At 73.1% G+C, this 13,408-nt stretch carries 13 protein-coding genes; 10 read left to right on the forward strand and 3 right to left on the reverse strand.

Going from position 1 to position 13,408, the window contains the following annotated elements:
- Positions 1-91 precede the first annotated feature (91 nt).
- Complete coding sequence (locus J4709_RS11880) at positions 92-1,006, forward strand: ketopantoate reductase family protein (RefSeq protein WP_208240170.1); 915 nt, start codon at positions 92-94, stop codon at positions 1,004-1,006.
- A 103-nt stretch (positions 1,007-1,109) separates the two neighbouring features.
- Positions 1,110-1,889, forward strand: a complete 780-nt coding sequence (locus J4709_RS11885) for a polysaccharide deacetylase family protein (protein ID WP_208240172.1) — start codon at positions 1,110-1,112, stop codon at positions 1,887-1,889.
- Between the two features lie 53 nt (positions 1,890-1,942).
- On the opposite strand, the gene J4709_RS11890 is transcribed toward J4709_RS11885, so the two are convergent.
- Entirely contained in the window at positions 1,943-2,419 is a 477-nt protein-coding gene (locus J4709_RS11890) for a hypothetical protein (RefSeq protein WP_208240174.1), read from the reverse strand.
- A gap of 133 nt (positions 2,420-2,552) precedes the next feature.
- Between J4709_RS11890 and J4709_RS11895 the strand changes: the two genes are divergently transcribed.
- Entirely contained in the window at positions 2,553-2,861 is a 309-nt protein-coding gene (locus J4709_RS11895) for a hypothetical protein (RefSeq protein ID WP_208240176.1), read from the forward strand.
- Here J4709_RS11895 and J4709_RS11900 read toward each other — a convergent pair.
- Positions 2,842-4,062: an MFS transporter gene (locus J4709_RS11900; protein ID WP_208240178.1), complete on the reverse strand. Its 1,221-nt coding sequence runs from the start codon at positions 4,060-4,062 to the stop codon at positions 2,842-2,844. The genes J4709_RS11895 and J4709_RS11900 overlap by 20 nt on opposite strands.
- Positions 4,063-4,164: 102 nt before the next feature.
- On the opposite strand from J4709_RS11900, the gene J4709_RS11905 reads away from it, so the two are divergent.
- The 3 genes from J4709_RS11905 to J4709_RS11915 all read left to right on the forward strand — a co-directional run bounded on the left by J4709_RS11905 (position 4,165) and on the right by J4709_RS11915 (position 6,843).
- Positions 4,165-5,250, forward strand: coding sequence for a DUF5937 family protein (locus J4709_RS11905; RefSeq protein WP_232383368.1), 1,086 nt, complete (start codon positions 4,165-4,167; stop codon positions 5,248-5,250).
- A 120-nt stretch (positions 5,251-5,370) separates the two neighbouring features.
- On the forward strand, positions 5,371-6,354 hold the full coding sequence (locus J4709_RS11910; protein WP_208240180.1) for an RNA polymerase subunit sigma-70: 984 nt from the start codon (positions 5,371-5,373) through the stop codon (positions 6,352-6,354).
- A 33-nt stretch (positions 6,355-6,387) separates the two neighbouring features.
- Entirely contained in the window at positions 6,388-6,843 is a 456-nt protein-coding gene (locus tag J4709_RS11915) for a DUF6069 family protein (protein WP_208240182.1), read from the forward strand.
- 101 nt (positions 6,844-6,944) lie between these two features.
- Here J4709_RS11915 and J4709_RS11920 read toward each other — a convergent pair whose 3' ends face one another.
- Positions 6,945-7,916, reverse strand: coding sequence for an acyl-CoA desaturase (locus tag J4709_RS11920; protein ID WP_208240184.1), 972 nt, complete (start codon positions 7,914-7,916; stop codon positions 6,945-6,947).
- A 185-nt stretch (positions 7,917-8,101) separates the two neighbouring features.
- Here J4709_RS11920 and J4709_RS11925 point away from each other — a divergent pair, with 185 nt between their 5' ends.
- Genes J4709_RS11925 through J4709_RS11940 form a run of 4 tightly spaced genes read left to right on the forward strand, consistent with a single transcriptional unit; the run spans position 8,102 to position 13,394 of the window.
- Positions 8,102-9,343: a cytochrome P450 gene (locus J4709_RS11925; protein ID WP_208240186.1), complete on the forward strand. Its 1,242-nt coding sequence runs from the start codon at positions 8,102-8,104 to the stop codon at positions 9,341-9,343.
- Positions 9,340-10,935 (forward strand): peroxidase family protein, encoded by a 1,596-nt coding sequence (locus J4709_RS11930; protein ID WP_208240188.1) that lies wholly within the window; start codon positions 9,340-9,342, stop codon positions 10,933-10,935. The genes J4709_RS11925 and J4709_RS11930 overlap by 4 nt, the downstream gene beginning before the upstream one ends.
- Positions 10,932-13,076, forward strand: coding sequence for an alpha/beta hydrolase family protein (locus J4709_RS11935; RefSeq protein WP_208240190.1), 2,145 nt, complete (start codon positions 10,932-10,934; stop codon positions 13,074-13,076). Before J4709_RS11930 ends, J4709_RS11935 begins: the two co-directional genes overlap by 4 nt.
- Before the next feature lie 9 nt (positions 13,077-13,085).
- Positions 13,086-13,394 (forward strand): hypothetical protein, encoded by a 309-nt coding sequence (locus tag J4709_RS11940; RefSeq protein WP_208240192.1) that lies wholly within the window; start codon positions 13,086-13,088, stop codon positions 13,392-13,394.
- Positions 13,395-13,408 lie beyond the last annotated feature (14 nt).

Consider the following 13,408-nt stretch of genomic DNA (forward strand, 5'->3'; position numbering starts at 1 on the left):
CGGCTCGCGGCGTTCCAGGACGTCGACTGAACGCTCAGATTTGTGCCTATTAAGACGAAGGAGCACGATGAACGACTCTGCACCCTGGACCGTGGCCGTGCTCGGCCCCGGTGGCGTGGGCGGCCTGCTCGCCGCACTGCTCTCCCGCGCCGGACACAGGGTGATCTGCGTGGCCGGCGAGACGACCGCGGCCACGCTGGCCCGCACCGGGATCAGTGTGCACAGCGCCCAGTTCGGTGACTTCACCGCGCAGGTCGAGGCCGTCACCGAGCTCACCGAACCGGTCGACCTGTGCCTGATCACCTGCAAGCAGACCGCACTGGAGGCCGCACTGCGGCGCGTCCCGCCGGCCGCCGTCGACAACGGCGTGATCGTTCCGCTTCTCAACGGTGTCGAGCATCCGGACCTGCTGTGCCGGCGGTACCGCCCGGAACTGGTGGCGCCCGCCGTCATCCGCGTCGAGTCCACCCGGACCGCTCCCGGCGTCATCGAGCACGGCAGCCCGTTCACCGACATCGACCTGGCCGGCGATGCCGTGTCTTCGCAGCGCCTCGAAGCCACGGCCGCGATGCTCAACGCGGCCGGCGTCCACACCAACGTGCAGTCCGACCAGACCGCCTCACTGTGGCGCAAGATGAGCTTCCTTGCCCCGATGGCACTGCTGACAACGCGACACGGGCTGTCCATAGGAGAGCTCCGCTCCGCGCGGAGGCAGGAACTGCTCGAACTCGTCGAAGAGACCACAGCGATCAGCCGCATCTACGCCGCCGGGATCAACGCCGATGCGGTGATGCGGGTGTACGACGACTTCCCGCCGGAGAGCAGATCCTCAATGCAGCGCGATGTCGAAGCCGGCCGCCCCCTGGAACTGGACGCCATCGGCGGTGCACTGCTGCGCGCCGCCGACCGACACGCCGTCGAGGCACCGATCATCAGCAGACTGGTCACAGAGCTGACAGCGCTCACCCCTCCGGGTACGACAATCCAGCCTCGGCGCCATTCGTAGGACCGCCCCGACCGGGCAGGGGAATCGAGGAGCGACAAGTGCCAACTCGGATGATCCGCGCGCCGTCATACATGCCGACGCCCCCTACGACAAGGACAACGAAATGCATCGCCGCCAGGCCCTCGCCGTGATCGCCGCTGCCGCCGCCGGGGTGGCCGCGGGCGCCGTCCCCGAGGTGTGGCGCCCGGAGCGGCACCGGTCGGCGCACGCGGCCGCGGCACGCCGGACCCCCGCGCCGCCGCCCGATCCCGGGTTCGCGCCCGCCCGGTCGATGAAGGCCGTCACCAGCCCGGTGCACACCCTGCACGACCTGGCTCCGGCCGCGCCGCCGAACGCGGTGGCGCTGACCATCGACGACGGGCCGCACCCGTACTGGACGCCCAAGGTCCTGGACGTGCTCGCCGAGTTCGACGTGCACGCGACCTTCAACATGATCGGCGAGCAGGTGCCGGAGAACACCCGGCTGGTGCAGCGGATCGTCGCCGCCGGGCACCAGATCGCCGACCACACCCTCACCCACCCGATCAACCTGCCGCAGCTGCCCGCGGCGCGCATCCATCAGGAGATCGCCGAGGCGCACGACCGGATCGCCCAGGCGTCATCGGCCGCTCCGCGGTTCTTCCGGTCCCCGGGCGGCAACTGGTCGCAGCAGGTCATCGAGACCGCCGGCGCACTCGGGATGATCTGCGTCGACTGGGCGGTCGACCCCCGCGACTGGGCCCGTCCGGGCGTCCCGCACATCACCGCCTACCTCGAGAAGGCCAAACCGGGAGACATCCTGCTGTGCCACGACGGCGGCGGCGACCGCTCCCAAACCGTCGCGGCGCTGCGCACCGTCCTCCCCGCCCTCAAGCAACGCGGCCTGACCTTCGTCGCGCTTTGATGAGCGAACCGGAAGAGCACTCGCAGACCTTGGCCATCCCGCGCGGCGGGGGTTTATTCGTAGGCTCGGGGAGCGCGTGCCAGGTTCTCCTGAATCTTGTCGCGGACGAGGGCGAGAAAGGCGTCATCGGCGGGTCGTGAGTACGCCATCGTCGGGTCCGGATAGATGACGACGTCCACGCGTTCTGTGGTGGCGGAGATAATGGACAGGCCGGACGACCTGCGAGCAGTATTGATCCGCACTGTGGCCGGGGCGACTTTGGCGCCAGTACTGGGAAAGGCTTGTATTCGTTTCGGCCGGCGGATTCCGACCTTCCATAGAGCGACCGAGTTCTGGTCGATGCTGAGGATGAAACCGGCCATGTTCCGCATGCCGAGGGTTGGACGGCACAGGAACGCCAGGCCGTCCCGGCGCAGTGCGGCCAGGGTTCTGCGCTGGTTGCGGACCGCGAGCCGCCCGTAGATCACCAGGGCGAGCAGCGGCAGGAGCGCCAGCGCCACGACCAGGAGCAGCAACGGGAGGAGATGCATCGGCCGACCGTAACCCATTCGGCGGGCCCGTGGTGTCGGTCCGTTGTGTCGGCGCGGCATTCGCGGACGTTCGGGAACCGAACGGGCGGCCGGCGCATCAGTATCTCTGACATCGGTTCGTGTGGGAGTTCTCGTGAAGCGTGCAGCCTCAGTCCTTTCCGTTCTCGCGCTCGGCGGTGCGCTGCTGCTCACGGGCTGCCAGAGCAACTCGCAACGCTGCGTCAACGGCAAGTGCCATGTGACCGTGAGCGGCGCCGGCCAGACCATCAGCGTCAACGACATCGATGTCGTCGTATCGCGGATCTCCGACGGGGGCATGACGGTGAGCGCGGACGGTTCGGCGCCCGCGCGGGTCGGAAACGGCGAGCGCGCACAAGTCGGCCCCGTCACGATCAAGGTGACTTCGATCGACGGCCAGACGGTCAAGTTCGACCTGGAGTAGTTCCTGGGTCTTTCTCGGTGGCGACGGCGGAGGCCGAGAGGAGTGTCGCGGCGGCGAGGCCGCCCCAGAGGGCGGCCGGGCCGTGGAGTGCGAGCGTGGTGATGACAGCGGGGGAGACGGCGAGGCCGAAGCCCGTGGAGAGCTGGAAGCGGGCGAGGGCGCGTCCCAGGACATGGGCCGGGGCGAGGGCGGTGACGAGTGCGGTGGCGCTGCCCGCGTAGATGATCTCGCCGAGGGTGCAGACCACGGACACCGCGGCGACGGCGGGGGCCGCCCAGCCGTGTCCCAGTGAGGTGGCCGCGAGGAAGCCGAGGTAGGACGCGGCGAGGACCACGCCGGAGAGGGCCAGCACGGTCCGCCGGGAAAAGCGAGACATCAGGACGGTGACCGGCACCTGCAGGGTGACGACCAGCGCCGTGTTGGCCACGAAGACGGCCGCCGGCCACACCGGGGATGCGTGGAGCTGCGTCACCAGGACCAGAGGGAGCGCGACCTCCGGGACGTTGAGGCAGAAGACGTAGACCACGTTGGCGGCGAGCAGCGCAAGCATCCGGGGTGCGGGCTTGTCGGCCCGATCCACGGCAGGGGCGGCTTCCGCCGGACGGGCGTGCACGTGGACCGACCACGCCAAGGCGGCTGCGGCGAGGTAGGCGAGCGCGGTGACGGCCGCCAGCGCCCGCAGTGCGGTGGTGCCGCCCGCCAGGCATGCGGTGGCGAGGAGTGCTCCGACGCCCAGGGCGGCGTTGCGCAGGGCGCGGCCCGCCGCGAGGGCGGTGTCGCGTTCCCGGCCGTGGGCGACCGTGGCCACGAGCGCGGCGTGGGCGGCGGGCCATGCCTGGTTGCCGATGCCGAGGAAGAGCGCCGCCGTTGCGAAAAGCCAGACGTGCCCCGCCGGGGCGGCCAGCAGCAGCGCCACGCCCAGCACGCGCACCAGCATCGACGCCGCCACGACCGTGCTGCGTGCGCCGCGGTCCAGCCATCGGCCCACCGCGGGCATGCACGCCAGACCCGCGACGATGCCGGCCGTCATGGCGACGCCGGTCACCGGCGCGGACAGCCCCAAGACCGTCACGCCGTAGAGCAGCAGGAACGGCCGCAGCAGGCCGGTGCCCAGCGCGTCCACGGCCAGGGCGACGGCATAGCGGGGGCCTCCGGAAGCGCGGACGAGGGCACGTGGCTGAATTCCGGTGATGGTTGCCATGGCGCCAGACGGTGCGTGCGGCCGCCGGGGCAGGGCACGTCGGTTGACGCACATCGTCAATCGGCGCCGTCACCTGGTCGTCCGGGCGGTGATGATGAGGGGATGACGCTGAGGATCGACATCGGCGGCCTGCCGTCCGAGCGGGTCCGGTTCGCCGCCTCCCCGCTGGCCGAGCTGACCGCGATGCTGCACGTGCTGGCCGAACCCGGGCATCACCCGCAGTTCGCCGGCTGGGCAGCGGACGTCTGGGCCGGGCTGCGCCCGGAGCCGGCCGAGCGGCTCAGGGAGGCGGAGTTCCTCTGGCGTTCCTCACAGGCCGACTTCCTGATCCCCGCACGGCCCCGTCCGACCCTCGCCGAGGAACTGGACGACGTGGACCGGATCGACGACGAGACGTATGTGACCGCCGCGCTCGTCACCACGTGCGGCAGCAACCGGGTCCATTTCCGCGGGGCGTCGCCGCTCACCGATGCGATGGCGCGCGAGCGAGCCCTGGACGTGGCCCAGGCCCGGGGCGCGCTGCAGGAGGCTTTCGCGGAACGGCTGCTCGCGGACCCGGCCGCGGTGAGGGCGCGGGTGCGCCGCACCCTCGAAGAATGCGCCGAGGCCTTCTTCGACGGCGCCTGGGCGGACGTCGCGGTGCAGCTCGCCACCGATCTGCGCCTGAAGAACGAACTGCTCAGGCGCCAGGGCATCGGTGCGGCACTCGCGTCGGTCTCCGGCGCGGTCACCCTTGCACCGGACGGCGACTGCATCATCGTGGACAAGGTGCAGGACAAGGCGACCGCCGCCCGTGATGCCGGGGTCACCTTCATCCCCAGCGTCTTCGGCCGCCCGCACCTCGTGGCGGTCCACGCGCCCGGGTGGCATCCGGTGGTGCAATACCCCGTGGCCGAGCCGGGCCCGGCGGAGCCGGTCTCTCTGGAAACGGTCACCCTCCGGCTGGAGGCGCTCGCACATCCGGTGCGGCTGCGGCTGCTGCGCACCCTGGCCCGCGGCCCGCACACCACCGGCGAGCTGGCCCACTTCTGGGAACTCTCGCCCCCGGAGGTGTCCCGCCACCTCGCCGTCCTGCGCCGCGCGGGCCTGCTCACGGCCAGGCGGCAGGGCCGTTACGTCCGCTACACCCTCAACCTGCCCGATCTGACGGCGCTGGGCGCCGACCTGCTGGCGGCCGTACTGCGCTGAGTGGCTTCATAGCTTGGCGGACGCCTTCTGCTCAGCGGGGCCGAACGGCCCGAGTGATGAGTTCTGCCGCCCCCATCCGTCATACCTGCGACGGGACACGCTGAGACGGAAGGACGAGTGATGAGTGCGGACACGTGGCCGGCGGGGCTGGGCGAGGTCGGCGAGCCGGAGTTCTCGGGGCTGGCGGAGCGGCACCGGCGGGAGCTGCACGTGCACTGCTACCGGATGCTCGGGTCGTTCGAGGACGCCGAGGACACCGTGCAGGAGACGTTGCTGCGCGCCTGGCGTCGGCGGGAGACCTTCGAGGGGCGGTCGACGTTCCGGGCCTGGCTGTACCGGATCGCGACGAACGCGTGCCTGGACCTGCTCGCCAAGCGCCGCCCCGAGCCCGCGACCGGCGGCGAGGTGCCGTGGCTGCAGCCCTACCCGGACCGGCTGCTCGACGAGCTGCCCGCCGGCGACGCGGACGAGCCGGAGATCGTCGCCGTCGCGCGGGAGACGATCGAGCTGGCGTACCTGGTCGCGGTCCAGCACCTCGCGCCGCGCCCGCGGGCCGTGCTGATCCTTCGGGACGTGCTCGGCTGGCCGGCGAAGGACGTCGCCGAGCTCCTCGGGGACTCCGTCAACTCCGTGAACAGCGCGCTGCAGCGCGCCCGCGCCGGCATGCGGGAGCACCTGCCCGCCGAGCGGCAGGACTGGACCGGCGGCGAGGAGGACGCCGGGACGCGCGAGCTGGTGCGCCGCTTCACCGACGCCAGCGTGGCCACGGACGTCGACGGGCTCGCCGCACTGCTGCGCGATGACGTCCGCTGCTCGATGCCGCCCACGCCGGGCCTGCAGGTCGGTCGCGACGCGGTGGTGAACGACTGGGTCGAGGACGGCTTCGAGGGCATGAAGGGCCTGCGCGCCGTCCAGACCTCGGTGAACCGGCAGCCCGCCGTCGCCTTCTACCTCTGGCGCGAGCCGGAGGGCGCGTACCTGCCGCTGACGATCGACGTCCTGCGCGTCACCGGCGGGGCGATCACCGAGATCGTCACCTTCCACGACGACCGGTTCCCGCTGCTGGGGCTGCCGGAGCGCCTGCCGGCGGACGGCACGGAGTAGCCCCGGACCGGCCACCCGATGATGGAGGATGGCATGAACAGCATGAACGACAGCGGCGTCGTCGCAGGTCCGGCCCCGGACCCGACGAGCCGCGACCGCCGGTTCCGCGGGCTCGCCGGCACCGGCCTGGTCGCCGCGCTCGCGGCGGCCGCGGCCACCACCCTCGCCGCGGCGCTCGCCCAGGCCGCCGGTGTCGACTTCGAGCTCCCCGATGGCGGCGAGTCGATCCCGTTGCCCGGGTTCGCCGTGGTGACCGGCTTCTTCTCGGTCGTGGGCACCGGCATCGCCGTCGCATTTCTTCGCTGGAGCACGCGCCCCGCCACGCGATTCGTGTGGACGGCCATGGCGCTGACCGCGGTCTCGTTGGTCCCGCCGCTCATCTCCGGGGCGAACACCGCCACGACCACCGCCCTCCTTGGTCTGCACCTCGTCCCCGCGGCGGTAATGATCACCACCCTGGCGCGGAGCCTCCGCGCCCGCACCGGCTGACGGTCCCGCAACGGAACGCCGCGAGAACCGGCCAGGGCCGCCCACCTGACCGGTTCCGCCGGTGTCCGGACCGCGCTCTTGCCCGGTTCGCGGCGCCGGTTCTATCCGGCGTCCACGGGGCGGTGGGCGGCCTGGCGGGCCGGATCCTGGTCCTGGAGGCGGCTCGCCTGGAGCGCTATCCGGGCCGGGGACGGCCAGTGGACGTCGTAGGCGCAGCCCAGCCTTTCGAGCAGGCGGATCAGCGCCGCGCTCGGATCGGTCTGTCCTTTGAGGACGCCGTGGCGGGCGCTGGTCGGCTCGATGTGGTGCCAGTTGTGCCAGCCCTCCCCGAACGTCAGGAGCGCCACCCAGCGGACGTTCGAGGAGCGGTCGCGGGTGGGGAAGGCGCGGTCGCCGAAGCAGTGCGCGATCGAGTTCACCGACCAGGTGACGTGGTGGACGATCGCGTAGCGGACCAGACCGGCCCAGAAGAGGGCGGTCCAGAAGCCCGTCCACGACCAGGAGAGCAGGCCGCCGGCAGCGGCGGGCAGCAGGAAGGACGCGGCCGCGATCGCCGGGTAGGCCGCGTCGACCCGGCGGATGTCGGGGTCGGCGAGCAGGTCGGGCACCCAGTGCGCGCGGTTCGACCGCCGGCGGGCGCCGTAGAACCAGCCGACCTGGGCGTGCAGCAGGCCGCGCAGCAGAGCGAGGCCGCTGTCGCCGTACGCCCAGGGGGAGTGCGGGTCGCCCGGCTTGTCCGAGTACTTGTGGTGTCTGCGGTGTTCGGCGGCCCACAGCGAGGGCGGCCCCTCAAGGGCCAGCGCGCCCGCCAGGGCGAACGCCACCCGGACGGGGCGGGTGCACCGGAAGGAGCGGTGGGTCAGCAGGCGGTGGTAGCCGACGCTGATCCCGAAGATGTTGACGGTGTACATGACCAGGGCGAGCAGGACGTCCAGCGGTCCGATCCCGCGCCCCCAGGCGACCGCCACCGCCGCGGCCAGGGCGACGGGAGGCAGGACGACCAGGACGAGCAGGTAGGCGTGCCTGCGGGACTCGGAGACCTGGACCGTTTCCCCCCGCGCCCGATCCGTCATCGCCCCTCCCGAAGGTCGGCACCCATTGAACGCCGGGCCCGCGGCCCGGCGGCAGTTGCCTGACGGACAGGCAATCATCACCGAGTGAAGCCATTTGACTACATGAAGTGCCAAATCTCTTGGCGTCACCCGTTTCCGCTCCTTACTCTCTGGATCCGGCCGGTCACGAGTTCGGAGCTGATGCCATGCGACCCGACGGGTACCTCGCCACCTACGACAGGCTCGCCCGGACCGATCCGCCCGCCGCGCAGGCCCGGCTGGCCGGCTGGCTGCGCACCGGCTGGCGGGAGCTGTTCGCCGAGCTGCGCGCCGCGCGGCCCGTCCTCGCCGCCCCGGCGTTCACCCTGGTCACCCGGCACGCCGACGTCCTCGACGTGCTGGACCGCCCGGCGTCGTTCCCGGTCGCCGCCTACGGGCCGGCGATGGAGTCCGCGCTCGGCGCCCCGATCATGCTGACCCGCGACGGGACCCCGCTGAACTGGCGCGAGAAGGGCCTGATGCAGGTCATGCTCGCGCCCGAGGACGTGCCCGGTGTCCGCGCGCTCGCGGGAGAGCTCGCCGAGCGGGCGCTGGACGAGGCCGGCGGCGGGCTCGACGCGGTCAGCGACCTGTTCAGGGGCGTTCCGCTGAAGGTCTGCGCCGGCTACTTCGGCTTCCCGGGACCCGACGAGCGGACCCTGTCGCGCTGGTCGCGGACGATCATGACCGACGTGACCGCCAACCTCGCCGGCGATCCCGGCGTGCGCGCCGAGTCGGCCGCCGCGGGCGCGGAGATGATGGCGTACCTGCGCGGGCTGGTCGCCGAGCGGCGGGAGGCACCGGGCGGCGCCGACGTGCTCGGCCGGCTCGTCCGGACCCGGCTGCCCGCCGAACTCGGCTTCGACGACGAGCGCGTCGCGGTCAACGTCGCGGGCCTGCTGCTGGGGTTCGTGGAGAACGCCGCCGGGTCCATGACGAACGTGGTGTCGCTGCTGCTCGCCCGGCCCGATCTGCACGCCGAGGCCGCCGAGGCCGCCGGCGACCCCGCGCGGTTCGACCCCTACGTCTGGGAGGCGCTGCGGTTCGACCCCTTCCTGAAGATGATCGTCCGGTTCTGCGCGCACGACCACGTACTGCCCAGCGGGGAGGCCGTCCCGGCCGGACGCCTCGTGCTGGCCGCCGTTGCGTCCGCCATGTTCGACGACGACGCGGTCGACGACCCCGCCGCCTTCCGGACCGACCGGGCCGAGGACGCCTGGCTGCACTTCGGCCACGGTCCCCACGCCTGCCTGGGCGTGCACCCGGGCCGGGCCGTCATCGCCGAGACCGTCCGCCGCGTCATGCTGCGGCCCGGCCTGCGCGCCGCCGGGGAGGTGCGCCGGGACCGGGACGTCTTCCCCGACGCCCTCGATCTGCGGTTCGACGTTCCGGCGCGCGAGGAGGCATGACCGTGCGACGGACCCGTCAGAGCGCCCGCGGCTTCGCCTCCGACGGCGCGCGCAACCGGCTGCGGTTCCTCGCGCTGACCCGCGGCCGGCCGCTGTGGCGGCTCGCCGAGAGCTCGACCGGGCTGCGCCGCCGCATCAACGCCGCCGTGATCGACCACGCCGTCCGGGAGATGCCGCCGCGCCCCGAACCGCTGAGCACCATGGCGCCCTACACGTCCTGGTCCTCGCTGACCGACCGCACCTACAGCGGCCGCCACCTGCCGCCCGTCCCCGACCAGGAGACCGGCCGCCCGACGGTGGAGCAGGCCGCGGACCTGTTCGTCCGGGACGGCGCGATGATCCCCTGCCCCCGCTCGACGGTCCTGTTCGCCTACTTCGCCCAGTGGTTCACCGACGGGTTCCTGCGCGGGGAGTCGCGCGAGCCCCGCGACCCGCGCCGCAGCACCTCCAACCACGAGATCGACCTCAACCCGCTGTACGGGCTGGACGCCGAGGCCACCGACGCCGTCCGCGCCCACGAGGGCGGCCTGCTCAAGAGCCAGCTCCTCAACGGCGGCGAGTTCCCGCCCTATCTGTGCGAGAACGGCAAGGTCAAGGCGGAGTTCTCGGCGCTGTCGGTGGTCCGCATGGAACGGCTCACCGACGAGGGGCGCGACACCCTGTTCGCGACCGGCGGCGACCGCGGCAACGTCCAGGTCGGCTTCACGATGATGACGGTGCTGTTCCTGCGCGAGCACAACCGGGTCGCCCGGGCGCTCGCCGCGGAGAACCCCGGCTGGGACGACGAGCGGCTCTTCCAGACCGCCCGCAACATCGTCATCGTCGAGGTCATCCGGCTCGTCGTCGAGGAGTACATCAACCACATCACGCCGTACCACTTCCGGTTCCTGCTGGACCCGCGCCTCGGCCGGACGCTGCGCCGTGCGCACTGGCACCGCCAGAACTGGGCCTCGGTCGAGTTCAACCTCGTGTACCGCTGGCACAGCCTCATCCCGTCGGACCTGGTCGTCGGGGACGCCGAACTGCCCGCGGTGCGGACGCTGTTCGGGGCCGCGCTGATCCCCGCGCCCGGGCTCGGCCGGCTGTTCGAGGACGCCTCCGAACAGCGCGCCGGACGCATCGGCCTGTTCAACACCGACCCGCTCCTGCGCGAGGTCGAGGTGTCCTCGATCGCCGACGGACGCGCCCTGCAACTGGCGTCCTACAACGACTACCGGGCCCACTGCCGCTTCCCCAGGGTGCGGGACTTCGCCCGGGTCTCGGGCGCCCCGCGGGTGCGGGAAGCGCTGGCCGACCGCTACCGGAGCGCCGACGACCTGGAGCTGTACGTCGGGCTGTTCGCGGAGGAGCCCGGGTCGCCCGCCGCCGTCCTGCCCCCGCTCCTCACCAAGATCATCGCGATCGACGCGTTCTCGCAGGCGCTCACCAACCCGCTGCTGGCCCCGCGCGTGCTGAACGCCGAGACCTTCACCCGCTTCGGCCTGCGGACGATCGCCGAGACCCGCACGATCGGCGACGTGCTGGCCCGCAACACCCCCGAGGACCCGCGGCCCCGCTTCGTGAGCATGACCTGGCGAGGAGCGCTGCGATGACCGCGGGCGGCGGGCCGGGGGAGGCGGGCGCCGCACCGCGGCTGCCCGCCGCCGCCCGCGAGCTCGCCGAGATCGCGCACACGCTCCGCGAGGCGTCCGCGCACGCCACGGCCGCGCTCGCCGATCCGCGGATCGCCGCCGCCGCGTGCCGCGCGCCGCGCGAGGGATGGCGCGCGCAGCGGGCGCTGGCCCGGGCCGTCACGAACCCCGCCGGGCTCGGCTGGGCGCCGTCGGGCGGCGCGCTCGGCGTGCTCGGCGCCAAGCTCGGCGGCTTCGCCGGCGCGACGAGCCTGCCCGTCTCCGTCATGACCACGTCGCTGCGGCTGCGCATCGCCGAGGTCGCGGCCGCCGAACCCGCGCTCGCCGAGGACCCGCTGGTACGCCGGCTGATCGAGGCGGCCGGCGAAGGCCGGGCCGGGGTGGCCGGTGCGCTGCGCGCCCTGATCGCCGACCGCGGGGCGGCGGGCGCGCTCACCGCGCTGTCCCCGGTCTTCAGCGAGGTCCTCGCCCTGCACGCGCTGCTCGACCGCAACCCGCTGAACGACCACACCGCCTGGCTCATCGCCACCGGCGCGGGCGCCGCGACCGCCGACCCGCTGACCGGGCTGAGCAACCGCGTCATCGCGCGCCTGGACCGCGGCCTGGGCGCCGCCGTGCGCACCGAGCCGACCGCGGCGGAGGCGGCGCGGTTCTGCCGGGACGCGTCCCTGCTCGGCCTGCTCGGTGATCTGACCGCGATCGGGCCGACCGGCCGCGCGCTGGTCCTCACCGTGCGCGGTCCCGACGACGTCGAGCGGTACGTCCTGCTGGCGCCCGGCATGCGGATGGGCGTGCCCGACGACGCCTCGCCCGCCGACCTGCTCGGCGCGTTCAGCAGCACCGTCCTGGACAGCGGCCCCTACAGCCGCTCCCTCGCCAAGGCGATCGCCGACCACCGGGTCCCCGCCGGCGCCGACCTCGCCCTCATCGGCCACAGCGCCGGCGGCGCCGCTGTCATGAGCCTGAGCCAGGACACCGCGCTCAACGCCCGGCACCGGCTCACCCACGTCATCGCGATCGGCTCGCCGATCGATTTCAAGCGACCCGCGAACCCCGCGACCTGGGTCGCCAGCATCACCAACCGGCACGACCTCATCCCGAGCCTCGACGGGCAGGGCAGCGGCAACTGCTTCGAGCGCCGGCCCGGCTGGTACGTCGTGGACTACACCGACCCGACGCACCTGTTCCCCGCCTGCCACAGCCTGGAGCAGTACGCCGCCAACATCGAGCACGACCTCCCCGAGGCCCGCGCGGAGATCGAGCAGCGCCTCGCTCCCTATTGCGGTCCCGTGGCCGAACGCCGGCTCTACCAGCTCTACGACGACGCGCGCCGCCCGCCCGGCTTTCCCTTTCTCACCGTCGCCGACCGTCTCGAACCCACCCCCGACGGGCCGGTGGAGCTGCCCGCGCGCACGTCCGACGCGTCGTCGCTGACGGCCTGGTTCACCATCGACGCCGCCTCGGCCGCCGCCGTGACCGGCGGCTGCGTCCCGGTGCGGGTCGGCCCATGGGCGCTGGCCGCGCTGCACGTCCACGACCACCGCGCGAGCACGCTCGGACCGCACCACGAGATCACCCTCGGCGTGCTGGTGCACGATCCGTGGTGCCCGCGGCCCGTCGGCGTCTGGTGGGACCTCCTGCGCCGCCCGCAGTTGCGCGGCGCGGGCCTGCGCACGCTCGCCACGGCGCTGAGCACCCCCGCCGCGGGCGCCGCCCACCGGAACGTGTGGAGCGACGATGCCTTCACCGCCCCGGTCGACGTCCACCTGGACGGCAGGACCGCTGCTCTCACCGTCGGCTCCCCGGACGCCCGCACGCTGACGCTCGCCGGAACGCTCGGCCCGAGCGGCCCGTGGCGCTCGGGCGACCTCGTCCTCTACTCCGTGCGGAAGGGCGCCGTGCTGCGCTCGCTCGTCCGCACCCACGGACCGGCCCGCCTGTACCCGGCGCCGCGAACCCGGTTGCACGTCGGCGCCGCGGACAACGCCCTGGCCGACGGGCTGCGCGCCCTCGGCCTCGACGAGGCCCGGCCCATCCTCTGCCACGGCAGCCCGCGCCGCCTCGTCCGGCGCGACGCGGGCGCCCTCGTCTTTCCCGCCTAGGAGGCCGCCTTGCCCACTCGCCGCCGCCCGGTCGCCGACGCCGCCGCGCTGCTGCTCTCCGACGTCGAGGCCGTCGACCGCGCCACGGCCCGCCTGCGCGTCCTCATGCGGCGGCTCCAGGACGTCCAGGAGACCCCGCCATGGTTCGCCGCCGTCATCGACGCCCACATCACGGCCGCGACGATCGCCGCCGCGGACCTGGCGCGCGCGGCGTCCTGCCTGCGCGCCCTCTCCGAATCTCGCGCACCGGACGGCGCGAAGCCGGAGGGGACGACGGTCCCGCCCCCGCTTGAGCACGACCGACGGCTGCCGGAATAGCCGTCTACGGTGGG

The organism is Actinomadura violacea (assembly GCF_017573465.1).
In the GTDB taxonomy this organism is placed as follows: Bacteria; Actinomycetota; Actinomycetes; order Streptosporangiales; family Streptosporangiaceae; genus Spirillospora; species Spirillospora violacea.

Bases quoted from the DNA above. Each gene is read 5' to 3' on its own strand.
- J4709_RS11885 (WP_208240172.1), top strand. From the start codon at position 1,110: ATGCATCGCCGCCAGGCCCTCGCCGTGATCGCCGCTGCCGCCGCCGGG.
- J4709_RS11890 (WP_208240174.1), bottom strand. From the start codon at position 2,419: ATGCATCTCCTCCCGTTGCTGCTCCTGGTCGTGGCGCTGGCGCTCCTG.
- J4709_RS11900 (WP_208240178.1), bottom strand. From the start codon at position 4,062: ATGGCAACCATCACCGGAATTCAGCCACGTGCCCTCGTCCGCGCTTCC.
- J4709_RS11905 (WP_232383368.1), top strand. From the start codon at position 4,165: ATGACGCTGAGGATCGACATCGGCGGCCTGCCGTCCGAGCGGGTCCGG.
- J4709_RS11910 (WP_208240180.1), top strand. From the start codon at position 5,371: ATGAGTGCGGACACGTGGCCGGCGGGGCTGGGCGAGGTCGGCGAGCCG.
- J4709_RS11915 (WP_208240182.1), top strand. From the start codon at position 6,388: ATGAACAGCATGAACGACAGCGGCGTCGTCGCAGGTCCGGCCCCGGAC.
- J4709_RS11920 (WP_208240184.1), bottom strand. From the start codon at position 7,916: ATGACGGATCGGGCGCGGGGGGAAACGGTCCAGGTCTCCGAGTCCCGC.
- J4709_RS11925 (WP_208240186.1), top strand. From the start codon at position 8,102: ATGCGACCCGACGGGTACCTCGCCACCTACGACAGGCTCGCCCGGACC.
- J4709_RS11930 (WP_208240188.1), top strand. From the start codon at position 9,340: ATGACCGTGCGACGGACCCGTCAGAGCGCCCGCGGCTTCGCCTCCGAC.
- J4709_RS11935 (WP_208240190.1), top strand. From the start codon at position 10,932: ATGACCGCGGGCGGCGGGCCGGGGGAGGCGGGCGCCGCACCGCGGCTG.